The following is a 26,034-nucleotide window of genomic DNA, read 5'->3' as shown; positions in this document are numbered from 1 at the left end:
CATGATCATTATAGAGTTCACCCTCACTGACGTAAGCTGCTTTTTGAATGGAAAGTATTCTGAAGCATCTGAACGTGTAGCTTCTGTAATCATGTAAAACCTTCAGAATTATAGTTTGTATTCTTAATTAATATTAAAATTTGATTACTGATAAGTACTTATAAAAATAGCTGCCCTTTAAATTGCAGGGCAGCCTTCTATTATAAGAATTTGTTAGTTTATATAATAGATTTGATAATCAGTATGCAAATTATTTACCCATGATTGAATGGTTTTCGGTAATTTGGAGGCATAAGTAGCATCGGTAGTGAAATATAAAATAGTATCTTCACCATTAGGTGCAGTGCCTATTACTGCTGCATATATTTCGCCATTCTTACTACTCATAATGACCCCTTCCATTATTCCTCCTAAACCTCTCACGTAGCCATGCTTGATAGTAGCTTCAAATGTATCTTGATTATCCATGTCGTACACTAAGTGGAAGGATTCTTTGAAACGAGAATAGTAGTCACCTGTCAGCTCTTTGAAAGTATTATTTTCCTCTTTAGTAAATAACCCCATTTCAACAAATGGAAGTCTTTCTTCTGTAGGGATATCTGGGTTTAGATATTCTCCGTCAAAGAAAACTCCTAATCCTCCATAATAATTACACTCATAATTATTTTCGATTTCTATTCCATTGTTAATTGGAGTGAAAGTCATATGACATCCCATTTCATCCTGGTAGGTTGCACCATCCTTTGTTAGGTGAGCCTTACCTTCCAGCCAGCCTGTATTTGCACCGCTTACTGCATTGATTGAAAAGGAAAAAGAGTCTTCATTTAATTCTGAAATGACTAGGGTGGCACCATTATGATCTAGTTCTCGTTCCCATGTGCCATTTTGAATGTGAGGATTTTTTTCTATGGTAAATGGCATGATTACAGGTTGAGCCATTTCAACCCCATCCGAAGAAGTAAGGTTTTTTTCAATATGTAGTTCATAGGTATGGTTTGGTTTATATTTTTCTGCAGGAGGCTCTACAATCACTTGTTTACCATCAATGATAATTTTGTTTTCAACCTGCTGACCATTGGAATCCTTTACGAAAATGGCTTCTTTATTAGCATTCGTTTGCTGGATTTCAGTATTAAAAGTGATCGTCCAACTTTTGTCGGGTGAGACCTCCTCCTGATGGTCCCAGTTTTTTGCTGGGATTGTGCCTTGGGCATTTGCTTGTTGGATGCTCAGGACACTGAAAATACTAAACAACAGCAAAGACACCAAAATTTTAAGTGATTTCTTCAAAATTGTTTCTCCTTTCCTATAAAGATTTTATCGACCAAGACTATAGTACCATAATAAAAGGATGTAAAGTGTAAATTTTCAAATATTTTCTAAAACGTTATTTCCAAATCCTTTTTAGCTTAAATACTTCCTGAATATACCCCCATACAGAGACAGGAGCCATAATAATTTGATAAGCAGTTATAAAAAGTATGAATCCGATGAAGTTCTTTCGAATGCATAATCCTAGCTGATTGAAAACATAGTTCTTTAATAGCTAACTAAGGTGTAATCAGTTGGAAGTAAATGGCACTTTTATGCCGTAGTAGTTTTGACCGATCAAGTGAGGTATATAGTTGTATAGACCACTAGAACACTACTTGCTACACTTAAATCGTAAGATATTTATAATAGGAAGGGAGAGGGGAAATTCGTGTATACGAAAATGAAGCGTCGTCTTGTTTTGTTCGTTATTGTAGTGTTTGGTTTGATTGTTGCACCGGAGATAAGTTTTGCAGACGATGGATCCACGGGTGAAAAAGTAGACGTCCGGGTCATGAGCTACAATATCCACGCCGGTATCGGATCAGATGGTGTTTATGACACGGAGCGGATCGCTCAAGTCATTGAGGATTCCGAAGCTGAAGTTGTTGCCTTGCAGGAAGTGGATGTCCATTGGGGAGCAAGGAGCAATTATGATGACATCCTTGCTGATTTAGCCGAGCGATTGGACATGCATTCCTTTATTGCACCGATTTATGACATGGATCCTTACGTTGAAGGAGACCCACGAAGGAAATTTGGCGTAGCCATTCTAAGTAAGTATCCGATTGTACAAGCCACCAACCATGATATCACCAGACTTTCCACACAAAATGCCACACCAGAACCTGCCCCAGCCCCAGGATTTGCAGAAGCCATCATCAATGTTAAAGGTGCGCTTGTACCTTTTTATTCCACCCATCTGGATTACCGAGGAGACCCAACTGTAAGAATCATGCAAGTAGAAGACATGCTAAATATTTTTGATGAGCAGGAAGGTGAAAAAGTATTGCTTGGCGATATGAACGCTACGCCTGACGCACCTGAGCTGAGCCCGTTATTTGAGCGCTTTACAGATGCTTGGAGCGTGGTCAGTGACGAGCCGGGATATACTTATTCTGCTTTGTCGCCGCGTAAGCGAATCGATTATATTTTTGCTTCTGATTCTATTGAGGTTAAGCATGCTGAAGTCATTGACACGTTAGCATCCGACCATTTGCCTGTGGTAGCGGATCTTACCCTTAACCGCGGTGAAAACGGTCATATTATCGAGGGGAGTGAATAATCGTGAGAAAACTTTATAAAGTGTTTATTGTCATGATGGCATTTGTCATGTTGCTGCCAAGCTTTGCTCATGCCTCATGGGATGATCCGACCAAGCCGGGGTGGGATGATGAAAAAGCCCGAAAAGGTTGGATTCAAAGTAAAATCCAGCATATGACCTTGGAAGAAAAGATCGGACAGCTGTTCATGGTTCATGTTTATGGAAAAACACCGACCGATCCAAACTATGAAGATACGAATCTAAGCCGTAACCGTGGTGCGAAGAACTTTAAAGAAATGATTGAGAAATATCATATCGGCGGGGTAATTTATTTCAACTGGACCGCCAACATCGGTACACCGATCGACTTTGAACAAGTTAATGCATTATCCAATGGTTTGCAGGAAATCGCGATGGATCAGCGAATGCCGATTCCGTTGATGATAGCAACCGACCAGGAGGGCGGAGTCGTAGCTAGGGTGACTGAGCCGGCTACTGTTTTCCCAGGAAACATGGCTCTGGGTGCGACAAGGTCGACGGATTATGCCCGTCAATCCTCGGAAATCATGGGTATGGAGTTGATGAGCCTTGGGATCAATATGGACCTTGCTCCCGTACTCGACGTCAATGTGAATCCTGAGAACCCGGTCATCGGTGTCCGTTCTTATTCTGAAAACCCTGATTTGGTTGCTGACATGGGGTCAGCGCAAGTGGTAGGGTATCAAAATGAAAACGTAATGGCGACAGCGAAGCACTTCCCGGGGCACGGAGATACCAATGTCGATTCCCATTATGGCCTCCCAATCATCAATCATGATTTAGAGACATTACATGAGGTCGACTTGAAGCCGTTCAAAGCTGCAATTGATGCGGGAATTGATGCAATTATGCCAGCCCATATCGTTGTACCGGCTTTAGATGATTCCGGCTTACCCGCAACTTTATCAAAACCGATTCTGACTGACTTGCTTCGTGAGGAAATGGGTTTTGACGGTGTAATTATTACCGACAGCCTCGGCATGTCAGGAGCGAATGTCGTACCTGCAGATCGCGTACCAGTCGAAGCATTTAAAGCAGGTGCTGACATTTTACTGAATCCGCCGAATGTTCCGCTTGCCTATAACGCTATGCTTGATGCGGTGAAGAGTGGTGAGATTTCTGAAGAACGGTTAGACGAATCTGTTTTCCGTATTTTAGAGACGAAGTTTAAGCGCGGGCTTTTCCACGAAGCGGGTGTATCGCCTGACGCTATTAAAAATATCGGACTTGAAGAAAACCTAGCGCTCGCTGATCAAATGACAGAGGACAGTATCACCTTAGTGAAAAATGAGGACGTCCTGCCGCTGGCCACTGAGAAAAGCGTATTTGTGACTGGCCCATCGATTGGAAGTCCTGGTATGCTTGCTGATCTATTAGGTGAGCGGGGAATTACAGCGGATGCTTATGCAACCAGCACAAGTCCTTCTTCTACCCAAATAGCTAGTGCCGTCGAGCAGGCAGCAGACTTTGAAACTGTCATCGTCACCACCTATACAGCCAATACCAATTCAGCGCAGCAGCGGCTGGTGAGTGAATTGAAGGCAGCGGGGAAAGAAGTGGTCGTTGCTTCGATGCGTAATCCATACGACATTATGGCTTTTCCAGAGGTAGATGCCAACGTGCTGACCTACGGATTCCGTGATGTTTCCGTAGAAGCTTTAGCGAAAGTGCTGACTGGCGAAGTCAACCCGACAGGTAAACTGCCGGTTACGATTCCGGAGCTTTACCCATACGGTCACGGATTATCATATTAACTATAAAAAAGATGCTGTCCCTATAGAGTAGGGCAGCATCTTTTTGCTTAAGGCTGTTTTTACATCCAACACGACATATAGAGGAATCACATAAGAATGAAGAAGAGCAGAGTTAAAGAGGAAAATTTAATAAGGTGAAGATTAGTCATACATCGTGTAACAAATATGTTTATAACGGTAATCTCACAGTTTGAATTAAAACTAATGAAATAAGATAAAAAGCTCGGATCACTGACTTCATCTTTTTGTATAAATGGAATATTTCTTCTTTTTAATTTACAATTAAAGGAAAGGGTGGGTTTGATGTTAAAGAATTATTCATTAGGAGCTACCGTATAATTAGCACAGTAACACTGGATGACGATTTCACCGGCAAGCAAACCAATGCAGAACCTTTAATGGAGACAATTTGGTCCTTAGCTGATGGTGTAAGTCGAGGGTATTTTATAAATGGGGAGGGAAGAAGGCACATGAGAGCATGGATACACTACATACCACCATTTCTCTTTTTAGTCGTAATTATAATAACGGGATTAGCTGATTATTACCCTGGAATCATTTTAGAAAATATATCAACTAGTGCATTTTTCTTAATTTCTATGTTGGTACTTGTGATTTTAACTTTTATACTAAGGCGGAAGTTCAAGGAAGAGCACGATAAATTAGAAGAATCAACAGAAAACTCAAACGATATGTGGTTCTTGCTTCCAATCGTAGTTACTTTCACGACCCTCAACTTATTGAACCCTGGAAAAGAGGCGATTTTATCATTTGATACTGTTACTTACTGGATAGTAATTGCTATCTCTGTATATAAGGTGATCAGAATATTTCTGCCATATAAGAAAAGGCTTCCAGACCATTGATAAACTCGTTCCTCTAACAATCATATTCATCTTAGTGTCGTCTAAAAGCTTTGTATAGTTGTTTAAGATCCTTTTTAAGAAGGGCGGTGTTGTCATGATATGGTTATTATTTTTGGGGCTTTTGGTAATTATTTTTGTTAGTGCTATTATATATGACCTGAAAAATAGGAGGAAGATTGTGAAGAAGAGAAAGCACAACCATGCAGATACACTCGCAGATAGAGCATTTTCCGAAAGTGAGCGCTACAATTCAATGAATCATCACAATCATTGAAAAAACAAAATTCAACTATAAATCGGACAGTAAACATAAATTTTGAAGCAGGGCCCAGGCCTGCTTTTTTTATTTTAAAATGAAAGGGAACGAGGCATGTGACTGTGAAAGGTTCTGGAACGGTGCAAACGCAGATTCAGGAATGAATAAGACAATGAATCTATAGCTGAACAATACTGTAATATCAGAGTCTATATTATTTGTTACAATGAATAGATAAATCTAGTGATTACTGTCTATCTTGGAGAGGAGGAAATAGTTTGATAAAAGATTTCATACAAAGCTCCAAAGATGGTCATGAAAAAGAAGAAATCTTGAAAGCAAAGAACTGGGTGATACCTGATCCTTACTATATTTCACAAGATACATCCATTCGGGAAGCTGCAAAAAAGATGGTCAGTAGAAATATAGATTGCATTCCAATAGTTAATGAAGATCAGCAACCGATTGGGATAGTCACTTCACACGATTTATTGGAGCGTGTCCTTAATAACGATGTGGAAGACAGTGTTGGGAACGACAGGGATAGAGATAGTAATGCCGTTATACGTGTGAATGAGTCAATAGTGGATGTTATTTCACACGCTGCCTCTTATTTTTCAGTCGTTGATAACCAGGGAAAGCTAGTCGGTCTATTATCAAAAAACGAAATTTTGAAAGGGCTTTCTTCTTATATAAATGAGATTGAACATTCAGCTGACATACTGAATGTGATACTGGAAAGTGCTTATGAAGGCGTTGCGGTGGTAGATGAACATGGAATTCTTCAGGAATTTAATGATGCTTATAGCCGTTTTACCGGTATTTCTCCAGAGGATGCCATTGGGCGGCACGTCGGAGAAGTAATTGATAATACGAAACTGCCGGAAACGTTGAAAACGGGGATGCCGGAACGAGGAGTTATCCAATATATCCAGGGACAGGCCATGATTGTTCATCGTATACCTATTTGGAAAAATGACCAGGTCGTCGGCGCGATCGGCATCCTGATTTTTGAGGGAGTTTCCGAGGTATACCGTATTTATGAAAGTTTGCAGGAAAATACACGGCAAAAACAGATGGCTCCTCCCACGCAAAATTCCTATTCTACTAAAAAGCAGGATAGCAGTATCATGACGCTTGATCAGATTATTGGGGATAGTGAAAGCATATCTAATCAGAAACGCGTTGCCAGGAAAGTGGCTAAAACAGATGCTACGGTTCTGATAACCGGAGAAAGCGGGACGGGAAAAGAAATGTATGCAAGAGGGATTCACCATTTAAGCCCTTTTTCATCAGGGCATTTTGTTAGTGTGAATTGCGGCGCAATCCCTGAAGCTTTATTTGAATCAGAGCTATTCGGCTATGAAGAAGGGGCTTTTACCGGGGCGAGAAAAGGAGGAAAGCCTGGTAAGTTTGAATTGGCTCAAAATGGTACGCTCTTTTTGGACGAAATCGGTGAAATGCCGTTATTGATGCAGGCTAAACTCTTACGGGTGCTGCAGGAAAAACAAGTTGGCCGGGTCGGGAGTACACAGGACTATCAAATCAAAACTAGAATTATAGCTGCAACTAACCGTAACCTAAAAGAAATGGTAGAAACGGGAGATTTTCGTGAGGATCTCTATTACCGGTTAAATATTATCGAGATTCCGATTCCCCCGCTTCGGGATCGTACCGAGGACATCCCGCAACTGGTATCCTATTATGTAAATAATTTGTGTGAAAAGTACGATACACCAAAGAAAGTGCTGACATCGGAAGCGATGGCTATATTGATGAAGTATGATTGGCCCGGCAATATTAGAGAACTGATCAATACACTGGAAAAGCTTGTTGTTTTAGTCGAGGATACGTTCATTGATGTATCTCATCTGCCTGCATTTTTGAAAGAGAAAGAAGATGTTGAAGAGCAGAATAATTACCACATTTCACCCATCCTTCAAGTGAAAAATGTTGGAAATGCAAAAGAAAAAGAGCTTATCCGTACGGTGTTAAGAAAAACAGGTGGAAATAAAACAAAAGCTGCTGAGGAACTGGGCATCCACCGGACCACATTGTATCAAAAGCTGAAGAAGTATTCGTTGCACGAACTGTAGTGTAGATATCTATAATCATAATGTAGGGGAATGTCTACAATTAAATTTCTGAATTATTTGTATAATGACTTTTTTCACTTGGCACACTTTTTGCATTTATGAAAGTGAAGTCTAAATAAGGGTGTGAGTGAAATGGAAAGCTATGCAGTCTTTCGCATGCCAGGCACCATCAATTATGGTCGCCAGGCTTTTGAAACGGTCGGCAAAGAAGCTGCTGAAAGAGGGAGCAAGGCTCTTATTATCAGCGACAAAGTGATGGAGAGTCTCGGTTATGTCAGTGAGTGTTGTGATTACTTAACCCAAGCAATGGTTGAAAGTGCGGTTTATTTAGGAATCGAGTCAGAGCCAACCGATGTCTATGTCGCGGAAGGACTCGAAGTTTTTAAAAAAGAAACGTGCGATATCGTAATTTCCCTTGGCGGAGGGAGCTGTATGGATACCGCAAAGGCGATTTCCATCTTAGCCACCAACGGAGGTTATATCGGCGACTATATGGGAGGAAATAAGCTGGCGAATCAAAAACCTATTCCCCATATCGCCATTCCGACAACTGCCGGTACAGGTGCCGAAGCAACTGATGTGACAGTCATTACCAACACGAGCAATGACGTCAAAATGATGATCAAACAGCCTGCTTTCATGCCGGAGGTAGCGATTGTCGATCCATTATTAACGATCTCCTCACCGCAGCATGTAACAGCAGCAACAGGAATCGATGCGCTAAGCCATGCTGTAGAGGCATATATTTCGAAACAATCCCACCCAATGACCGATTCTATGGCTTTATCAGCGATGAAGCTGATTGCACAGAATATCCGGACTGCTTTTCATGAAGGAAAAAACGTTGATGCAAGAGAGTCGATGGCATTAGGTGCTATGCAGGCAGGAATCGCTTTTACAAATTCCTCTGTTTGTTTAGTACATGGCATGTCGCGACCGATTGGAGCATTGTTTCATGTGCCACACGGCTATTCGAATGCCATGCTTTTACCCGCTGTACTGGAGTACAGTAAGGAATATGCGATTGAGCGGTTAGCAGATTTAGGGGGGATTTTTTCTCCGGAGGCAGAAAGGCTTTCTGAAGAACAAGCTGCCGAACTGGCAGTCAATGCTGTAAAGGAATTATGTCTTGAACTGAATATCCCTAATTTGTGCGGATGGGGAATCGACAAGGAACAATTTGAAAGCGTTATCAGTAAAATGGCTGCTGATGCATTAGCAAGCGGCAGTCCGGCAAATAATCCACGGGTACCTGAACAGTTAGAAATAGAAGAGCTTTATAATATCTGTTTTGATTATGATTATTCAACGGAAAGTAACGTCCGGTAAAATTAAATTTTCAGGAGGAAGATAACTATGACGCAAACAACTGTAAAAACACTGCAAAACTATATTGGCGGCGAATGGGTAGACGCCAAATCGGATCAGACAGAAGCGGTATACAACCCCGCAACCGGTGAAGTGATCGCCCATGTGCCTATTTCATCAGTAAAAGACGTAGAGGATGCGGTAGAAACTGCAAACGAAGCTTTTCAAGAATGGAAGGAAGTCCCGGTTCCGAAGCGCGCCCGCATTCTATTTAAGTATCAGCAGTTGCTTGTTGATCACTGGGACGAGCTGGCTGAAATCGTAACGGTCGAGAATGGAAAAAGCTTTAAAGAAGCGTATGGGGAAGTACAGCGTGGCATTGAAAATGTAGAGTTCGCCTGCGGAGCGCCATCTTTGATGATGGGAGAGCAGCTTCCTTCCGTTGCAGAAGGGCTTGAATCAGGTGTTTATCGCTATCCAATTGGCGTTGTTGGTGGGATCACGCCATTTAACTTCCCAATGATGGTTCCTGCCTGGATGTTCCCGATGGCGATCGCTACTGGTAATACGTTTATATTAAAACCATCCGAGCGTACCCCACTGCTTGCTAATCGTCTGGCAGAGCTTTTGGAGGAAGCAGGGCTGCCGAAAGGCGTATTCAACATCGTGCATGGTGCCCATGATGTCGTGAACGGATTGCTGGATCATAAAGACGTAGCGGCCATTTCATTTGTCGGCTCCCAGCCTGTTGCGGAATATGTGTACAAGCGCGGAACAGAAAAATTGAAACGTGTCCAGGCGCTTGCAGGAGCGAAAAACCACTCGATTGTTTTGAAAGATGCGAACATCGATAATGCGACTACCCAGATTTTAAACGCAGCCTTCGGTTCAGCGGGTGAACGCTGTATGGCAGCATCCGTCGTAGCTGTTGAAGATTCCGTTGCTGATGAATTCATCGAACTGCTTACCGATAAAGCCAATGAAATCACAATCGGAAACGGGCTGGATGAAGGAGTGTTCCTTGGACCAGTCATCCGGGAAAACCATAAAGAACGCACCCTAAATTATATCAAAACCGGCGAGAAAGAAGGAGCAAAGCTGGTTCGAGATGGACGTGACGACGAAGACGCTAAAAGAGAAGGCTATTTCGTCGGACCGACTATTTTTGACGGGGTGACTACAGAAATGAAAATTTGGCAGGATGAAATCTTCGCTCCCGTATTGTCCATTGCTCGCGTAAAAGATCTCGGGGAAGCGGTAGCACTGACCAATCAATCACGCTTTGCCAACGGCGCCTGCATTTTCACAAGAGATGGCGGAAGTGTAAGGCAGTTTAGGGAAACGATCGACGCAGGGATGCTTGGAGTTAACATCGGAGTACCAGCACCGATGGCGTTTTTCCCATTCTCCGGCTGGAAAGATTCATTCTATGGAGATTTGCATGCGAACGGAAAAGATGGCTTGGAGTTCTATACACGTAAAAAAGTGCTGACTCAGCGCTGGGTTTAAACTAAGCGCATTCTTAATTGGATGAGTGAAGAAGCCATGGAGCGGTGTTTAGAAATCTAAAATTGTACGCCACCTATAAGCTTACTTTTATATAATCGAGACAAGATAAATAAAACTGCCCTACTCCTGTGAAAATAACGGTAGTAGGCAGTTTTATTTTTTATGTAATAATTTTTTATAAAAGGTATATTACCTGGATTTCGATAAGAGTTAAGGAAATCTATGATTACCAAGGTAATTATATAATAATTTTCTGAAAACTGTTGACACAATTGATAGAATTGTGCGAAAATTACAAACATAACTTGTAGGACGACCATCATGGTACGTCCAACAAGATAGATAAAAGGAGCGGTTGATGATGAAATTAGCTAATAGAAGTCTATATTTGCAAGCAAGAGATATGATTTTCGATTTGATCAATGACAATTTGGAGCCAATGGAAAAAATACCATCTGAACAAAAACTTTCAGAAAAGCTGGGCGTAAGCAGAAATACTATTCGGGAGGCAATTAGAACATTAGAGCAGGAAGGATTCTTGTTCAGCAAACAAGGTGTAGGAACTTTTGTGATTGGATCGAAAAATAGCCTGAAAAGTAATATTGCTACATTAGAGAGTTCTACAAACATCATTGAAGCCCAAGGATATGTTCCAGGAACAATGAATGTATTTTCTGAGGTGCAAACTGCTTCACCAAAAATTGATAAGCAGCTTTCATTGGAGGATAAAGGGGGGGAAGTCTTCTATATTGAAAGGGTCCGTACTGCTGATACAAACCCGGTTGTTTATGTGGAAGACTATATTCCTTACGTAAATGGAATGGAACACGAATATCGGGAAAAGTATTATGAATCTTTATTGAAGTTTCTCGACAAGTTTGGGATGGATATTTCCTTCTCTGTTTGTTCCATAAAAGCTGTGATCAGTGATGACAAAATTGCTTCAAAATTGCAGCTTAAAGAACAAAGCGCATTATTATTACTTAAACAGACGCACTATTCTAATAATGGGATTCCTGTCCTATATTCGGACAGTTTTTATTTAAGCGATAAGTTTGAATTCAATGTTATCAGGAAAAGGGGGTGAAAGTTTTCTGTTCTGTTACTACCTTGGTGTTCCTACGTATTATGAATTTTAAAAAGGAGGAAATTGAATGAGCACAGTAGTAAAAGCAGTTTCTAATAGCAGAAAAATGAAAGGGCTTACAACGGTGGATATTGTACTTATTGCCATTCTAGCTATCGTAAATGGGGTTGCGCTTACCTATATAGCTATGCTGAATCAGCTGCTTACAGCTATAGGCGGGCCAATCCTGACTTCCATCACCTTAGGCCTTTACAGTATTTCAGGGGTATTAGCTGCTTATATTATTCGAAAACCGGGAGTGGCATTTTTCACTTTGACATTAGCTGGGGTTGTTCAGATCATCTCTGGAAACCCTAATGGGCTGGTTGCAATAATAGCGGCAACTACTGATGGATTAGGAGTTGAACTCGGTTATGCATTATTCCGTTATAAGCGCTGGGATTGGTTGAGTACAGCAATAGCCGGTTTTCTTGCTGTTCCTTTATGGTTTATTATTGCAGCATTTTGGTTCGGTTATTACAAATGGGGAATAACCATCCTTCTGATTGCATTCGCTGTCCGTTGCCTGAGTGGTGTTGTCCTATCTGGATGGTTGAGCAAGGTTATAGGTGATGTATTAGTCCGTACCAACATATTAAAAGGCTTCAACATTCATAAACAGCGGCAGAAAGAGGTGAATAAGGATGAAGCCGACTATTCAGCTTAAAAATGTGACATATATTTATGAAGATGAAACAGAACCGGTTTTAGAAGATTTATCCTTAGAAATATACGAGGGTGAATTCGTATTGATCGTCGGGCCGAGCGGTTGTGGAAAGAGCACCTTATGTCAAACATTCAATGGCATCATCCCGAATGTCATGGAAGGTCGTATTGGAGGAGAAATCATAGTAGAAGACAAGGATGTGCTACAACTTGATCTGAAAGATTTATCTACCAGTATGGGGCTTGTGTTTCAAGACCCAGATGCTCAGCTTTGCAACATTTATGTTGAAGATGAAGTGGCATTTGCACCTGAAAATTTGAAGGTAGAGTCCGATGAAATTCGTAAACGCATCGCCAATTGTCTTGAAAAAGTAGGAATGCAAGGGTTTGAGAATAGAAAAGTCTTTGAATTATCTGGTGGACAGAAACAAAAGGTAGGAATTGCTTCAGTATTGTCTATGGAACCAAGCACCCTGGTTCTTGATAATGCCACAGCAAATTTAGATCCTCAGGCTACCAAGGATATATTTGATCTCATGCAGGTGCTTCACAAGGAGTATGGTCATACGATTGTTGTTGTAGAAAACAAAATTGACGATATTATGCATCTAGTTGATCGGGTGCTGGTGATGGACGAAGGGAAAATTGTGAAACAGGGAACCCCTCAGGAAATATTAGAAACCTCCATAGATGTCCTTGCAGAAATGGGAGTGTGGGTTCCTGAAATATCAGAGCTGGCGGTTGAATTGAAAAACAGTGGAATGGAATTAAACCGTTTCCCTATTTCAGTGGCAGAAGCAGCAAAAGAACTACAAGGTAAATGGGAGATTAAAAAACAACCATTCTCTTTCAATAATTCAGCCGAAAAACAACCAGATGCTATAACAGTAAAAGATTTAAGCTATTACTATCCTAATGGTACACATGCATTAAAGGATGTAAGCTTTTCTATCAAAAAGGGCGATTTCGTTACCATTTTAGGGACAAATGGGTCCGGAAAAACCACGCTTGTGAAGCATTTAATGGGAATTATCAAGCCGCCGAAAGGAAAGGTTTTTCTTAAGGGGGAGGATACATACCAACGAGAACTCCTATCTATGACGGATGATATTGCTTATGTATTCCAAAACCCTGAGCATCAATTTGTATCGGATAACGTATTTGAAGAGACAATCTACAGCCTGCGAGTAAAGCACGGAGTGGGGAACGATGAAGAATTGCCGGACGAAATAGTAGAACAAGGAATCCAGGCTTTAAAGCAGATCAACCTCTATGACCAGAAGGATAAACACCCTTTCATGCTAAGTGGAGGCGAAAAACGTCGATTAAGTGTGGTTGCCTCTCTTATACTTGGTCAGGATGTAGTAATTTTGGATGAGCCTACGACAGGACAGGACTATGCTAGTGCCACTAGACTTCTGGAGTTGTGTAAGGACCTACAAAATCAGGGGAAAACAGTGATCATGATTACCCATGATATTCGATTAGTTTGTAAGTGGGCAGATTCAGCGCTTGTCATGCATCAAGGTGAACTGATTTATGCGGGGGATGTTAAGAAGCTGTTTATGAACGATGATGTTCTTAGAAAAGCTTCTCTGATTGAGCCTCCTATCTCTCAATTAGCAAAACAGCTTTCTGTGAAGTCTCATGAAGAAGCTGTTATCACTATTGATCAGTTCCTACAAACCGAGGGGAGGATGAAACAAGTCTTATGAGCTTAGCCTTTCAATTCCATGAAAAGAAGTCATTCATGCATGCTCTCGATCCGGTCACAAAGCTTATTTGGATGGTTTGTATATCTGTACTCGTGTTTTTATACGAAACAGCAATTCCACAGTTAGTTCTATTCACTATCGTGTTCAGTACAGCTTTGATTCTTGCCAGATTGAGTATCCGCTTTGTCATTCGCGGAATATGGATCATGTTGTTGTTCAGTATCGGCTTTTTCATTCTCCAGGTTCTCCTGGTACCAGGTGAGACTGTTCTATTTACTTTTGGTCCAATAAATATATATTCCGAATCAGTGGATTTTGCGTTAGCTATCACCTTAAGAATACTTACCATATTTACAACTTCCCTCATTTTCGTTGCTACCAGTGATCCAAGAGATATCGTCAATTCTTTAACACAGAAACTTAGAGTACCTTATCGCTATGCATATTCCATATTTGTTGCCCTTCGTTTTGTTCCCACATTAGAGCAAGAAGCTAGAGTTATAGAGGCAGCCCAGACCATCCGTGGAGTAGGGAAACAAAAAGGCTTAAAAAACAAGGCTGAAAATATGAAACGCTTTACCCTTCCTCTATTGATGGGAGCGGTAAGGAGAGTCCGTGTCACAGCTAATACTATGGAAGCAAAAGGATATGGAGCATATCATGACCGTACTTACATCAGGAAAGTCTCATATACGGCTAAAGGAGTAATGTTTGGGATGGTATGGTGTTTAACAACAGTTTATCTAATCGTTGAAAAAATAATTTGAAAGGGGGAATTAATGCGATGGGTGAATTGAAATTTGAAGTAGCGTTTATGCCTAAAGATATTAAGGAAAATACCTCCCAGGTATGTGTGCTCGTTGATGTATTGAGAGCAACAACAGCGATGGTCACTATGTTAGACAAGGGCTGTTCAGAAATTATGTTGACGGATGATGAAACCAGGGCAAGGGAGTCTATGAGTAAACTGGAAGCCGATCAAACATTGGTTTGTGCAGAAGATAGTTATGGCAATGTGTCTAAGCACGCTCACTTCAGCCCCTCCTTAATTTCAATAAATGAGACAGATGTGAGAGGTAAAAGGGTGGTACTTAAAACTACGAATGGCACATTGGCAGGAATCAAGCTATGGAATTCAGGCATCCAGCAAGTCCTGGTAGGTGCCTTGAGGAATGCTGAAGCTGTAATGGAAAAGGCCGTAAAAATGGCCGCAGATTTAAATAGCAGTGTCACCATCGTGTGTGCAGGAAGAGAAAATGGTCAAATTGCTGCATTAGATGATACGTATACTGCCGGGGTTTTGCTGGAATATGGAAAGAAAGCAGCAGAATCTATCAATCTTGTACCGAATCTGAAAGACTCAGCTAAAATCAGTAAGCACTTATTAACCACGTACCCTGATACAATCGCAGCATTCGAAGACTCGGGGAGCGGAGAAACGATGCGTAAAATTAAGTGCCAGGAAGATATCAACCTGTGTGCTGCACAAAATTCTTCCACACAGGCCCCGTTACTTAGCTTTACTGAAGAAGGAAATCTGGTAGTTAAAAATATTAATGAGGTGATTGTAAAATGAAAAATTGGAAATCGAATGCATCAAAACCTGTAATGGAGGAAGGACTGCAATATCATATCCGTTGTAAAGAAGGGGACATTGAAAAATATGTATTGCTTCCGGGAGATCCTGACCGTGTAGATATGATTGCAGAGGAGTGGAATGAGCCTGTAAAGATCGCTAACTATCGTGAGCATCGTACGTTTAGTGGAAAGGTAGGAGATGTAGGAATTTCAGCTTGTTCTACCGGAGCAGGTGGTGGTTCCACAGCCAGCGCTTTCGAAGAACTTGCAGCTTTAGGTGGGGATACATTTCTTCGAGTAGGTACGACAGCTGCCATTCAAGAGCATATTTCTCCAGGGGATATTATCATCTCATCAGGAGCTGTAAGACATGACGGGACCAGTCAGTTTTATGTGGATGATCGTTATCCGGCAAGTGCCCATTATGAAGCCACTGCAGCACTAGTAGAAGCAGCCGAACGCTTAGGCTACACCTACCATGTGGGAGTTTCCTGCTCCACAGCATCCTGGTATTGCGGACAAGGGAGAACAGGGTTCAGAGGTTATGAGCAATCATTTTTCAAAGACAAGGTAGAAGATTTGAATAAAGCAGGTGTGATGAATTTTGAAATGGAAGCAGCTACAATCTTCACACTTGCAGGTTTGTATGGTCTGCGGGCAGGTTCGGTTTGTACAGTAGTTGCTAATAGAATTAGAGATGAATTCACTTATGGTGGGGTCGAGAAAAGTATTAAGGCAGCTAACCTAGCAGTGCAAATATTAGCTGAATGGGATCAGCTTAAAAAAGATAGAAAAAAAGATTATTGGTTCCCATCAATTGCAAGTAAAGAAGAAATCAATCAATAGGAGTGGATAGCATGATTGTCGATACGACAAAAGGAATGTATATCAACGGCGATTGGGTAGGTTCAGAAAGTGATTCGTGGATAGAAGTTTTGAATCCTGCCACCAGAGAAAAAATTGCAGAAATTCCTTCTGGAAGTGACAAAGAAACAAAGAAAGCTATTCAAGCAGCGGATCAGGCATTCACGGAATGGGCGGAAAAAACAGCAAGAGAGCGTTCCACTTATTTATATAAAGCTTACAATCTTATGCTGGAGCGTAAGGAAAAACTTGCTTCTCTATTGACGGAGGAGCAAGGTAAGCCGTTGAACGAGGCTCGTGGTGAAATAGAGTTTGCTGCCAGTTTCCTGCTTTGGTACGCAGAAGAAGCAAATCGGGTTTATGGTGAAATGATACCAGCTTCTAAAAAGCATAAACGTCTCTGGGTTGTGCCAAAACCTGTGGGTGTTGTTGCGGCCATTACACCTTGGAATTTCCCTGCAGCAATGGTTACAAGAAAGGTAGCCCCAGCACTTGCAGCAGGGTGTACGGTGGTATTAAAACCTGCGGAACAAACACCGCTAAGTGCCATTGAAATCGTTAAAATTTTTGAAGAAGTTGGTCTTCCTAAAGGAGTGTTAAACCTCGTAGCAGGTGACCCTGAGAAAATTGGTAATGAGATTATGGAAAGTTCTAGTGTTCGTCTAATCACCTTTACCGGGTCTACAAAAGTAGGGAAGCTATTGATGGAAGGAGCAGCAAAAACCGTCAAAAAATTGTCTTTAGAATTAGGAGGTCACGCTCCATTACTTGTGTTTGAAGATGCTGATCTGGATTTAGCCGTGGACCAGGCGATTGCGAGTAAATACAGAAACTGTGGACAAACCTGTATATGCACGAACCGAATTTATGTACATTCTAGTGTGAAGGAACAGTTTGTAAATAAGTTAGAACAAAAAGTGAAAGCGCTTCAAATCGGTGCAGGATCTGAAGAAACTGTTGATGTCGGGCCTTTAATCAATGAAGAAGGACTGGCAAAAGTCAAAGATCAAGTCCAGGATGCTACTTCTAAAGGGGCTGAAGTGAAAACAGGAGGAAAACAGTGGGAAGGTCCTGGCGGTTTTTTCTATGAACCTACTATTCTGGCAAATGTTACAGATGAGATGAAAATCATGTCTCAAGAAACATTTGGCCCAGTAGTACCTGTCCAAGTTTTTGATCATGAAGAGGAAGCTGTTAAAGCTGCTAATAATACAGATTATGGTTTGGCGGCTTTCCTATTTACGAAAGACCTGGACAAAGCGATTACAATTATGGAAAAACTGGAGTATGGGATTATTGGGATTAATGATGTCTTTCCTGGAACGGCTGAAGCGCCTTTTGGTGGAATCAAACAGTCAGGTTTAGGTAAAGAAGGCGGACATGAAGGTATTAGAGAATTTTTGGAAATGAAATATGTATCTGTTGCTGTAGCTGACAAGAAATAATAAGGAGTTTGTACATGGAACTACCTAGAATGGTCAAAGTCAAGCAACGCTTTCGGAATGAAAGAATTGAAGATATTACCTCGCACTTAATACAAGAATTAAAGCAACGCTTACCTGACATCAAACCCTCTGCTTCCATTGCTATCACTGTAGGAAGCAGAGGAATTACTAACCGTGTATTGATTGTAAAGACGTTAGTACAATACTTAAAAAAACTTGGGGCAAAGCCATTCATCATTGGTGCCATGGGCAGTCATGGGGGAGGTACAGAGGAAGGTCAATTGGACGTCCTTCATAGCCTTGGTTTTAATGAGGAAACGATTGGCTGTCCAATCCGCACTTCTTCTAAGGTCATTGAAGTTGGTGAAACCCCAAGTGGGTTCAAACTTTACTGTGACGAATACGCTTGGAACTCAGACGGGATTATTGTGCTAAACCGGGTGAAATTACACACCGCTTTCCGAGGGATGAACGAAAGTGGATTATTGAAAATGATAACGGTGGGGCTTGGAAAAGCTAAAGGAGCTAACCAGTTACATAGGCAAGGTCCCCCTAATATGTCAACAACCGTACAAGAAGTCGGATCAAGTTTCCTGAAAACTGGTAAAGTATTTGCTGGAATCGCTATAGTGGAAAATAGTTTCGATGATACAGCTCATCTTGAAGTACTCAAACCAGAGGATATTATGCATAGGGAAAGAGAACTGCTGCTTAAAGCTAAACAATATTTCCCTCGAGTACCCATGGAAGAATTGGATCTATTAGTAGTCAAAGTAATGGGAAAAAATTATAGCGGAACAGGGATGGATACGAACGTTTTAGGCCGTACAAAAATATTTGGTGTTCCTGAACCGGAAACTCCTTCTTATCGCAGGGTCGCAGTATTGGATTTACATGAAGCTTCTCATGGTAATGCTACGGGGATCGGTTTGGCAGACTTTACTACAGAACGACTGTACCGGCAGCTTGATAGGAAAAAAACGTATTTAAATTGTCTCACTAGTACTTACGTGCAACGGGCAATGATACCGATGGTGATGGAAACAGAAAAAGATGTCATAGATGCAGCGATTGAAAGCTTAGCAGTCGATGATCCATCACAACTACGCATAGCACTTATAGAGAATACTTTAAACCTTGAAACCCTCTATCTTACTGAAAACGTCTTACAAGATGCAAAAGGCCAAGTGGAAATACTCTCTCAACCTGAAGCCCTTACGTTCAGCGATAAGGGAGAAATTAAGTTCTACTTAAAACAGGAAGGTGATCACGGATGAACAAACCACAAACATCATATGGCGACGCAGGATTTAGTAATTTTATTCAACGAGCCTTTAAGCGTCATTTAGGTCATAGTTTAGAAGATTTCGAGAAGCCGGTTATTGGAATTTGTAATACTTATAGTGAAATTAATCGTTGTCATAGTCATATCAAGCCGATGATCGAAGCGATCAAGCGGGGAGTCATTATGGCTGGAGGCACACCGCTGGAATTCCCAACCATTTCTGTTGGTGAGATGTTTACCAGTCCAACTACCATGTTATATCGAAATTTAGTAGCCATTGATACAGAGGAAATGATTAATGCGCAACCTATTGACGGAGTGGTTCTTATCGGGGGCTGTGACAAAATGGCACCTGCACAATTGATGGGAGCAGCCAGTGCGGACAAGCCTGCGATCCTTTTTACCGGAGGACCAATGAATAACGGTGAGTATAAAGGGAAGACACTAGGTGCCTGTTCCGACTGCCGTTTTTACTGGCAGGAATACAAGGCAGGTACGGTTGATGAAGAAGAAATCGATCAAATCAATGAACGATTGGCACCTACAGCAGGCCATTGTATGGTGATGGGATCGGCAAGTACGATTGCAGCCTGTTCGGAAGCTCTAGGTATGATGCTTCCCGGCGGAGCGGCTACTCCAGCTACAGAGAATGCACGCCTGCATCAAGCCCAGGAGACTGGAAAGGCAATCGTCAGTCTTGTAGAAAAAAATATCCGACCCTCTGACATTATGACCAGGGAAGCGTTTGAAAATGCAATCAAAACTTTAATGGCAATAGGGGGTTCGACAAATGCTGTCATTCATTTGATAGCTATAGCCAGAAGACTGGGGATAACTATTGGTATGGAAGATTTTGAGGATCATAGTCGTACCACTCCTTTTTTGGCAAATCTTAGACCAGCTGGAAAATACCAAATGCAAGACCTTTATTATGCAGGTGGCATGCCAGCGGTACTGAAGGAACTTTCCCCATTATTACACCTGAATAATTTGACAGTTACAGGTAAATCAATGAAAGAAAATTTATTTGATATCCAAATAGAGGAAGAATACCGAGATGTCATCCGATCCTTATCATCGCCACTACATAAGGAGGGCGGGATAGCTGTCGTTAAAGGTAACTTGGCACCAGACGGGGCTATTATAAAACCTAAAGCAGCATCTGAACATTTATTGAAACATAAAGGGAAAGCGGTAGTATTCACTTCGTTGACGGATATGGAAGAACGATTGAACGATCCTGACTTGGAGGTAAGTGCCGACAGTGTACTTGTACTGCAAAATGCAGGTCCTGTTGGAGCGCCTGGTATGCCGGAGGCCGGAATGATTCCTATTCCTGACAAGTTACTGAAGGAAGGTGTGCGCGATATGGTGAGATTATCCGATTGCAGGATGAGTGGAACGGCATTCGGGACCGTCTTATTGCACGTAGCTCCTGAAGCGGCTGTGGGTGGTCCAATCGGTTTAATAAAAAATGGAGACTGGATTGAGCTTGATGTTTATGAGCGGAAGCTGGAATTACTCGTTTCAGAGGAAGAGTTAATACAAAGACAAAAAGAGTGGACTCCACCTGTTTTCACGGATTACAAACGTGGATACCCAAGCCTTTATCGCCAACATGTACTACAGGCAAATGAAGGCTGTGATTTTGATTTCTTGTTACCTGAAAGTGATGAACTGAACCAAAAAGAGCCAATTCTGGCTGCAAACCAGTCGAAAAGGTAGATTTCCAGAAAGAATACAGGAAGGAGGAATAAAACACATGAAAGTCGGCTTAATTGGAGGTACTGGTTTTTATGATCTTTTTGATACGTTGGAAGAACAAACAGTAAAGACGGAGTTTGGTGATGTTGTCCTATTTCGGGGGGATTATGAAGGACAAGAAGTATTCTTTTTGCCAAGGCACGGTACTAAACACGGAGTGTTAGCCCCTCACGTGAGTTACAAAGCGAACATGAAGGCGCTCCAACAAATCGAAGTAGAACGTGTGATTGCCGTATCTGCAGTCGGGTCTATTAATCCAGCGATACCGGTAGGCGGGGTATCTTTATTAGACCAGTTTGTGGACATGACACGAAGAAGGGATAAAACGTACGGAGAGTTTTCAGCTGATATGACAGAACCATTTTGTTCTGACTTGCAAGACAGTTTTTCAGAGGCTGCCAATGAGCTTGATTTGCCAATGCATAAAGACGTTACGCTCGTAGGGGTTGATGGACCGATATATGAGACCAGGAATGAGTTGCAGCTATTTGCCAAGTGGGGAATGGATGTGGTGGGCATGACCAACACAACGGAAGCTGTACTGGCGAGAGAATTGGGGTTGTGTTTTTCAGTAGTGACGCTATCTACGGATTTGGCTACAGGTACAGCAGAGACTCCTCCGAATCTGGCCACCCACAAAAAAGTAGCCGAGCAGAATAAGGAAAAAATGAAACGATTAATATTGGAGACTTTAACTAAAATTAATGACCGAAAAGCATGTAGCTGTGATAACTCTTATAAGTCTTTCGTAGAGGCGTACTAAATCCAAAGGGAGGTAGATAAGATGAAAATCGGAATTATCGGCGGGACAGGTTTTTATCATTTATTTGATAATATGACAGAACAAACCGTCCATACGGAATTCGGAAATGTTACTTTATTCCAAACGACATATGAGGGAAAAGAAGTATTTTTCCTGCCGCGACATGGCAAACATCATGATACTTTGGCGCCTTTTGTCAATTATCGTGCGAACATGATGGCTTTGAAAGAATTAGGTATAGAGCGAGTATTAGCTTTCTCTGCGGTTGGTGCCATCAATCCGGAAATTCATGAAGGAAGTCTGTCTCTATTAGACCAGTTTTTTGACTTTACGCCCCGTATAAAAACGTATGGGAAGTATTCTGTAGACATTACCGAACCATTTTGCCCGGAATTACAAGAGACTTACATCAAGGCGGCAGCATCCATTCAAGAACCTCTACGAGAAGGAACGAAGCTGATGTGTGTGGATGGACCACGCTATGAAACAAAAGCCGAAGTGGAGCTGTTTGCAAAGTGGGGCATGGACGTTGTTGGTATGACTAATGCAACGGAAGCTTCCCTGGCAAGAGAATTGGGGATTTGTTATGCAGTAGTTACACTTGCGACGAATATGGCACCAGGAGTCACCAAGAAAAAACCTTCCTTAAAAGCTCATAAAGAAGTCAGTCAAAGTAAAAGTGAGGTAGTCAAAGAATTAATGCTTGAGGCAATAACTCACGCCCATGATAGAAAAAGCTGTTCTTGCAGGGATGCTTACGAACGTGCTGTTGTTGCAAAGTAACAAGTTTGCGTCAATTTGAGAAAAATGATAGGGGTGGTTTTCAAATGAGTGAGAGGCTGCTGAAGAAGGAACTTTCTTATATTTCTCAAAAAGTATACAATCGCGGATTAACCCAGGCGACAGGAGGAAATATTAGTGTTCGTGTGCCCGATAGGAATGCTATATTGATCAAACGCTCCGGAATCAGCCTGGGGGAAGTAACCCCAGAGGATATGATTCTATTATCGATGGAGGGGGACGTGCTTGAAGGGAATGGTAAACCCTCCAAAGAATATCGGTTTCATTTAGGTATTTATCATATTAGGCCGGATATACAGGCAGTTGTACATTGTCACCCAAATTATTCTATCGCTTATGCCAGTCTCGGCGAAGAGCTTCCTTTACCGACGGTTACTGCTCGTAAGATATTAGGACAAGTGCCGGTGGCGGGAGTTGCTGCTTCGGGATCACAGGAATTAGCTGACAATGTCACCGGAGTCTTTCGTAATTACCCGGACATTAAAGGCTGTCTGATGGCTGAACATGGGATTTGTACAGTAGGTGAAAATTTAGAAGCGGCCTATAATATCGCAACTCTGGTGGAGGATACTGCCAAGCAGGCTTTCATTTTGAATCAATTGAAATCAACGAATGCTTTAACTGCCAGCCCCTGAAAAAGGAGAGGGAAGGATGGAAAAATTACGAGAGTTAGTAAATGAATTTCAGGCACAAAATCTTCTATTACCTATTTGGCTCCAGGAAGAGAAGCTTTACGCCGTCAATCAAAAGAAACTTCCTCATACCAATGAAGTGATGGCCATTCAAAATGTGGAAGAACTGGCTAGTGCTATCAATGATATGGTGATTAGAGGATCAGGAGCTCTAGGTACTTGTGGGGCTTGGGGACTTTATTTAGCTGCCATCCGTTCAGGTGGTGATGAGAAGTTTGTAACGAGAGCTGGAGAATTACTGAAACAAACGCGCCCTACTGCCGTTAATCTTGTGCATACCATCGATGAGATCTTAGAGCAGATGAATGGGCATGGAATAGAACTCATTCAAGAAATAGAAAGGAAAACGATTGAGATTCTAAAGCGACAGTTATCGTTTGAACACCGACTGGGAGAGTATGGTGCGGAATTGATTCAGGATGGAGATTCCATTTTAACTCATTGTCATTCGGGAGCCTTAGCAGGATCGGGATATGGAGGACGCGCTTTATCTGTGATTAGAAAAGCACATGAACAAGGAAAAAATATTCACGTTTATGTGTGCGAGACAAGGCCTTACCTGCAAGGGGCGAGAATTACTGCTTATGAATTAAAGGAATTTGGCATTCCTCACACTCTCTTATCGGATAACATGTCTGGTCACTGCATGAGACAAGGATTGATAGACAATGTGATCGTCGGATCAGATCGTGTTGTCAGAAATGGTGACCTGGCCAATAAAGTTGGAACTTATATGCATGCGCTGGCAGCTAAAGCTAATAATGTTCCATTTTATACAGCAACTTCCAGCCATACGATTGATGGCACCCTATCTAATGGTAAGGAAATAGAGATAGAATATCGTAATCCATCCGAAGTGACTTCTTTTCAGGAGTTTAGAATAGCCCCTGAAGATACCCAAGCATTATATCCTTCTTTTGATATTACTCCCCATGAATTGATTGAAGGTATCATCACTGAACGAGGGGTCATCCAAGCTCCTTATTCTACTAATTTGAGAAAAGTGATGGTTGAGGCAGACTCCCTGGTTTAATTCCAATAATTAAAGGAAAGCTTCTTTCCGGGCAACCCCTGGTAAGAAGCTTTCCTTTTTATTGAAGAAAAAATCTCTATTAGTATGTTAACAAACTAGGAAGCAAGTCCGATATAAGGAGTGAATCATCAGGGAGGATGATTAGCCATGGCGCTAACGTTAGGAAGAAAACCAGGCGAAAAGCTTTATATCGTCGACGAAGACGGTAAAGAAATCGAAATTGAAGTAGTAAAGACAGATGCAAAACTGGATAATTACATGCGCCTTAGAATCAAAGCACCCAAAGAGTACAAAATTATCCGGGGAGAACTAAGGTAGTGACTCTAAAATAGAGTTATTATATAGCGAGGCAAATGGACGTGTCTCGTAATTTTAAATCACATGGAGGTAATAAGAAATGAGAATTAATCACAACATTGCGGCATTGAATACGTATCGTCAGTTGGGTGCGGCAAACAACGCGCAACAAGGATCGATGGAGAAACTATCTTCAGGTCTTCGGATTAATCGTGCTGGGGATGACGCAGCAGGTTTGGCAATCTCTGAAAAAATGCGTGGGCAAATTCGTGGTTTAGAGCAAGCTTCTACTAATGCTCAAGACGGTATTTCATTGATTCAAACAGCTGAAGGTGCTTTGAATGAAACCCATTCAATTCTTCAACGTATGCGGGAGTTGGGAGTTCAGGCTAATAATGATACAAACACAAATGATGACCTTGCTGAACTTCAAAAGGAGTTTGATCAATTAAGTGAGGAAGTTACACGTATTGGTAATAAAACAGAGTTCAATACAAAAACATTACTTGATGGGTCTGTTGGAGCAACAGGAACTAATGCAGCATTAAACACTGCTGAGGTTGGCATTGAAGTAAAAGGAATCAAAGATGGATCTACTGTGTCATTGTCTGTTACTGATAATGAAGTTACTGCTAGTTTGAACGGGGTTTCACAAACTATAGATAATGGTGCAGCAAACTTAGGGTTTGATGAATCATTAAACTTCGATAAGATAGGTCTAACATTAACCAATAATACTGCAGCTGAGACAGACGTGGCTTTAACTACGTTTGATTCTCAAGATATTTCAGTTTCAGGTAACGATATTAAATTCCAAATCGGTGCTAACCAAGATACAGTTCTTAATATTAGTGTAGATGATATGAGATCTACAGCCTTAGGAGTAGGTGCATCAGCATCAGTTACTAGTCTTGAGAATGTAGACCTTACAAGTGAAGGTGCTGGATTCGATGAAAATATTAAAGTAATTGATCAAGCAATCAAAGAAGTATCTGCACAACGTTCACAACTAGGAGCTTGGCAAAATCGCTTGGATCATACTATAAATAACTTAGGTACAACTTCTGAAAACTTAACAGCTGCGGAATCTCGTATTCGTGACGTAGACATGGCTAAAGAAATGATGAACCAAACTAAAAATTCAATTCTTGCACAAGCATCACAAGCAATGTTAGCTCAATCTCAACAATTGCCTCAGGGAGTTTTACAACTTCTTCGGTAATTTTAGAAAGGGCGTCTTATCTAGTAATGGATAAGAGGATAACTGGGTGAATTGCTGGAACTTCTTAAAGCTCTTTCAACCACAACGTAGCTGGAAACGGCAGGCGTGAAGGTTAGAAAATGAAAGAGATACATAGATAATCAGCAGCCAAGCTCCTGTTCTGAAAAGATGGAGAAGGTTCAACGACTAGGACAAACCACCTAAAAGTAAGTATGATGGTGATGAAGTCCGTAGGATGGCAAGAGCCATTCGAAGTGCCCAGCCCCACTAAAATTGAGTGGGTGAAGATATAGTCTATTCTGTGGCTGAAAAGCACAGCGGCAAAGCAAGCCAACCAACAACCACAAGGAGTTTTACAACTTCTTCGTTAATTTTAGATT

22 protein-coding genes are annotated in these 26,034 nt (G+C 41.5%); 21 read left to right on the top strand and 1 reads right to left on the bottom strand.

The features are described 5' to 3' along the window. Window positions 1-213 precede the first annotated feature (213 nt). Window positions 214-1,290, bottom strand: coding sequence for an Ig-like domain-containing domain (locus tag ACGTN9_RS06630; protein ID WP_499591566.1), 1,077 nt, complete (start codon window positions 1,288-1,290; stop codon window positions 214-216). Between the two features lie 412 nt (window positions 1,291-1,702). On the opposite strand from ACGTN9_RS06630, the gene ACGTN9_RS06625 reads away from it, so the two are divergent. The 21 genes from ACGTN9_RS06625 (at window position 1,703) to ACGTN9_RS06525 (ending at window position 25,654) form a co-directional block, all read left to right on the top strand. Beyond that, window positions 1,703-2,596 carry an endonuclease/exonuclease/phosphatase family protein gene (locus ACGTN9_RS06625; RefSeq protein ID WP_499591565.1) on the top strand — a complete coding sequence of 298 codons (894 nt, stop codon included), beginning with the start codon at window positions 1,703-1,705 and terminating at the stop codon, window positions 2,594-2,596. Between the two features lie 2 nt (window positions 2,597-2,598). Further along, window positions 2,599-4,368 (top strand): glycoside hydrolase family 3 protein, encoded by a 1,770-nt coding sequence (locus ACGTN9_RS06620; protein WP_499591564.1) that lies wholly within the window; start codon window positions 2,599-2,601, stop codon window positions 4,366-4,368. A gap of 470 nt (window positions 4,369-4,838) precedes the next feature. After that, the gene (locus ACGTN9_RS06615) at window positions 4,839-5,234 is read left to right on the top strand and encodes a hypothetical protein (protein ID WP_499591563.1); all 396 of its coding nucleotides are present in this window, start codon (window positions 4,839-4,841) and stop codon (window positions 5,232-5,234) included. A gap of 534 nt (window positions 5,235-5,768) precedes the next feature. Beyond that, a complete protein-coding gene (locus ACGTN9_RS06610; protein WP_499591562.1) occupies window positions 5,769-7,586 on the top strand; it encodes a sigma 54-interacting transcriptional regulator in 1,818 nt (605 codons plus the stop codon). 132 nt (window positions 7,587-7,718) lie between these two features. Continuing rightward, window positions 7,719-8,915, top strand: coding sequence for an iron-containing alcohol dehydrogenase (locus ACGTN9_RS06605; protein ID WP_499591561.1), 1,197 nt, complete (start codon window positions 7,719-7,721; stop codon window positions 8,913-8,915). Window positions 8,916-8,942: 27 nt separating this feature from the next. Next, complete coding sequence (locus ACGTN9_RS06600) at window positions 8,943-10,403, top strand: CoA-acylating methylmalonate-semialdehyde dehydrogenase (protein WP_499591560.1); 1,461 nt, start codon at window positions 8,943-8,945, stop codon at window positions 10,401-10,403. A gap of 361 nt (window positions 10,404-10,764) precedes the next feature. Continuing rightward, the gene (locus tag ACGTN9_RS06595; RefSeq protein WP_499591559.1) at window positions 10,765-11,490 is read left to right on the top strand and encodes a GntR family transcriptional regulator; all 726 of its coding nucleotides are present in this window, start codon (window positions 10,765-10,767) and stop codon (window positions 11,488-11,490) included. A 67-nt stretch (window positions 11,491-11,557) separates the two neighbouring features. Then, entirely contained in the window at window positions 11,558-12,196 is a 639-nt protein-coding gene (locus ACGTN9_RS06590) for an ECF transporter S component (RefSeq protein WP_499591558.1), read from the top strand. Further along, a complete protein-coding gene (locus tag ACGTN9_RS06585) occupies window positions 12,174-13,910 on the top strand; it encodes an ABC transporter ATP-binding protein (RefSeq protein ID WP_499591557.1) in 1,737 nt (578 codons plus the stop codon). The genes ACGTN9_RS06590 and ACGTN9_RS06585 overlap by 23 nt, the downstream gene beginning before the upstream one ends. After that, on the top strand, window positions 13,907-14,677 hold the full coding sequence (locus tag ACGTN9_RS06580) for an energy-coupling factor transporter transmembrane component T family protein (RefSeq protein ID WP_499591556.1): 771 nt from the start codon (window positions 13,907-13,909) through the stop codon (window positions 14,675-14,677). Before ACGTN9_RS06585 ends, ACGTN9_RS06580 begins: the two co-directional genes overlap by 4 nt. A 17-nt stretch (window positions 14,678-14,694) precedes the next feature. Next, window positions 14,695-15,486 carry a 2-phosphosulfolactate phosphatase gene (locus ACGTN9_RS06575; RefSeq protein WP_499591555.1) on the top strand — a complete coding sequence of 264 codons (792 nt, stop codon included), beginning with the start codon at window positions 14,695-14,697 and terminating at the stop codon, window positions 15,484-15,486. Continuing rightward, window positions 15,483-16,334 carry a nucleoside phosphorylase gene (locus ACGTN9_RS06570; RefSeq protein WP_499591554.1) on the top strand — a complete coding sequence of 284 codons (852 nt, stop codon included), beginning with the start codon at window positions 15,483-15,485 and terminating at the stop codon, window positions 16,332-16,334. Before ACGTN9_RS06575 ends, ACGTN9_RS06570 begins: the two co-directional genes overlap by 4 nt. Before the next feature lie 11 nt (window positions 16,335-16,345). Continuing rightward, window positions 16,346-17,797 carry an NAD-dependent succinate-semialdehyde dehydrogenase gene (locus ACGTN9_RS06565; RefSeq protein ID WP_499591553.1) on the top strand — a complete coding sequence of 484 codons (1,452 nt, stop codon included), beginning with the start codon at window positions 16,346-16,348 and terminating at the stop codon, window positions 17,795-17,797. Window positions 17,798-17,811: 14 nt separating this feature from the next. Then, window positions 17,812-19,074 (top strand): nickel pincer cofactor-dependent isomerase, group 22, encoded by a 1,263-nt coding sequence (locus ACGTN9_RS06560; protein ID WP_499591552.1) that lies wholly within the window; start codon window positions 17,812-17,814, stop codon window positions 19,072-19,074. Next, complete coding sequence (locus ACGTN9_RS06555; protein WP_499591551.1) at window positions 19,071-20,807, top strand: dihydroxy-acid dehydratase; 1,737 nt, start codon at window positions 19,071-19,073, stop codon at window positions 20,805-20,807. The genes ACGTN9_RS06560 and ACGTN9_RS06555 overlap by 4 nt, the downstream gene beginning before the upstream one ends. Before the next feature lie 37 nt (window positions 20,808-20,844). Then, complete coding sequence (locus ACGTN9_RS06550) at window positions 20,845-21,609, top strand: MTAP family purine nucleoside phosphorylase (RefSeq protein WP_499591550.1); 765 nt, start codon at window positions 20,845-20,847, stop codon at window positions 21,607-21,609. Window positions 21,610-21,630: 21 nt separating this feature from the next. Next, window positions 21,631-22,392, top strand: coding sequence for an MTAP family purine nucleoside phosphorylase (locus tag ACGTN9_RS06545; protein WP_499591549.1), 762 nt, complete (start codon window positions 21,631-21,633; stop codon window positions 22,390-22,392). A 44-nt stretch (window positions 22,393-22,436) separates the two neighbouring features. Then, a complete protein-coding gene (locus tag ACGTN9_RS06540) occupies window positions 22,437-23,045 on the top strand; it encodes a class II aldolase/adducin family protein (protein WP_499591548.1) in 609 nt (202 codons plus the stop codon). A gap of 16 nt (window positions 23,046-23,061) precedes the next feature. After that, window positions 23,062-24,135: an S-methyl-5-thioribose-1-phosphate isomerase gene (gene mtnA, locus ACGTN9_RS06535; protein ID WP_499591547.1), complete on the top strand. Its 1,074-nt coding sequence runs from the start codon at window positions 23,062-23,064 to the stop codon at window positions 24,133-24,135. Window positions 24,136-24,282: 147 nt separating this feature from the next. After that, window positions 24,283-24,453, top strand: a complete 171-nt coding sequence (locus ACGTN9_RS06530) for a carbon storage regulator (protein WP_499591546.1) — start codon at window positions 24,283-24,285, stop codon at window positions 24,451-24,453. 79 nt (window positions 24,454-24,532) lie between these two features. Then, entirely contained in the window at window positions 24,533-25,654 is a 1,122-nt protein-coding gene (locus ACGTN9_RS06525; RefSeq protein ID WP_499591545.1) for a flagellin N-terminal helical domain-containing protein, read from the top strand. Window positions 25,655-26,034 lie beyond the last annotated feature (380 nt).

Origin of the sequence: Halobacillus sp. B23F22_5 (assembly GCF_043497085.1) — a bacterium.
Lineage (GTDB): Bacteria > Bacillota > Bacilli > Bacillales > Halobacillaceae > Thalassobacillus.
This window is presented reverse-complemented; position numbering and strand designations above follow the sequence as displayed.

Coding starts and splice junctions, on each gene's coding strand:
- mtnA (WP_499591547.1), top strand. CDS start 23,062: ATGGAAAAATTACGAGAGTTAGTAAATGAATTTCAGGCACAAAATCTT.
- ACGTN9_RS06555 (WP_499591551.1), top strand. CDS start 19,071: ATGAACAAACCACAAACATCATATGGCGACGCAGGATTTAGTAATTTT.
- ACGTN9_RS06615 (WP_499591563.1), top strand. CDS start 4,839: ATGAGAGCATGGATACACTACATACCACCATTTCTCTTTTTAGTCGTA.
- ACGTN9_RS06550 (WP_499591550.1), top strand. CDS start 20,845: ATGAAAGTCGGCTTAATTGGAGGTACTGGTTTTTATGATCTTTTTGAT.
- ACGTN9_RS06565 (WP_499591553.1), top strand. CDS start 16,346: ATGATTGTCGATACGACAAAAGGAATGTATATCAACGGCGATTGGGTA.
- ACGTN9_RS06605 (WP_499591561.1), top strand. CDS start 7,719: ATGGAAAGCTATGCAGTCTTTCGCATGCCAGGCACCATCAATTATGGT.
- ACGTN9_RS06585 (WP_499591557.1), top strand. CDS start 12,174: ATGAAGCCGACTATTCAGCTTAAAAATGTGACATATATTTATGAAGAT.
- ACGTN9_RS06575 (WP_499591555.1), top strand. CDS start 14,695: ATGGGTGAATTGAAATTTGAAGTAGCGTTTATGCCTAAAGATATTAAG.
- ACGTN9_RS06590 (WP_499591558.1), top strand. CDS start 11,558: ATGAGCACAGTAGTAAAAGCAGTTTCTAATAGCAGAAAAATGAAAGGG.
- ACGTN9_RS06580 (WP_499591556.1), top strand. CDS start 13,907: ATGAGCTTAGCCTTTCAATTCCATGAAAAGAAGTCATTCATGCATGCT.
- ACGTN9_RS06540 (WP_499591548.1), top strand. CDS start 22,437: ATGAGTGAGAGGCTGCTGAAGAAGGAACTTTCTTATATTTCTCAAAAA.
- ACGTN9_RS06545 (WP_499591549.1), top strand. CDS start 21,631: ATGAAAATCGGAATTATCGGCGGGACAGGTTTTTATCATTTATTTGAT.
- ACGTN9_RS06600 (WP_499591560.1), top strand. CDS start 8,943: ATGACGCAAACAACTGTAAAAACACTGCAAAACTATATTGGCGGCGAA.
- ACGTN9_RS06595 (WP_499591559.1), top strand. CDS start 10,765: ATGAAATTAGCTAATAGAAGTCTATATTTGCAAGCAAGAGATATGATT.
- ACGTN9_RS06525 (WP_499591545.1), top strand. CDS start 24,533: ATGAGAATTAATCACAACATTGCGGCATTGAATACGTATCGTCAGTTG.
- ACGTN9_RS06570 (WP_499591554.1), top strand. CDS start 15,483: ATGAAAAATTGGAAATCGAATGCATCAAAACCTGTAATGGAGGAAGGA.
- ACGTN9_RS06530 (WP_499591546.1), top strand. CDS start 24,283: ATGGCGCTAACGTTAGGAAGAAAACCAGGCGAAAAGCTTTATATCGTC.
- ACGTN9_RS06560 (WP_499591552.1), top strand. CDS start 17,812: ATGGAACTACCTAGAATGGTCAAAGTCAAGCAACGCTTTCGGAATGAA.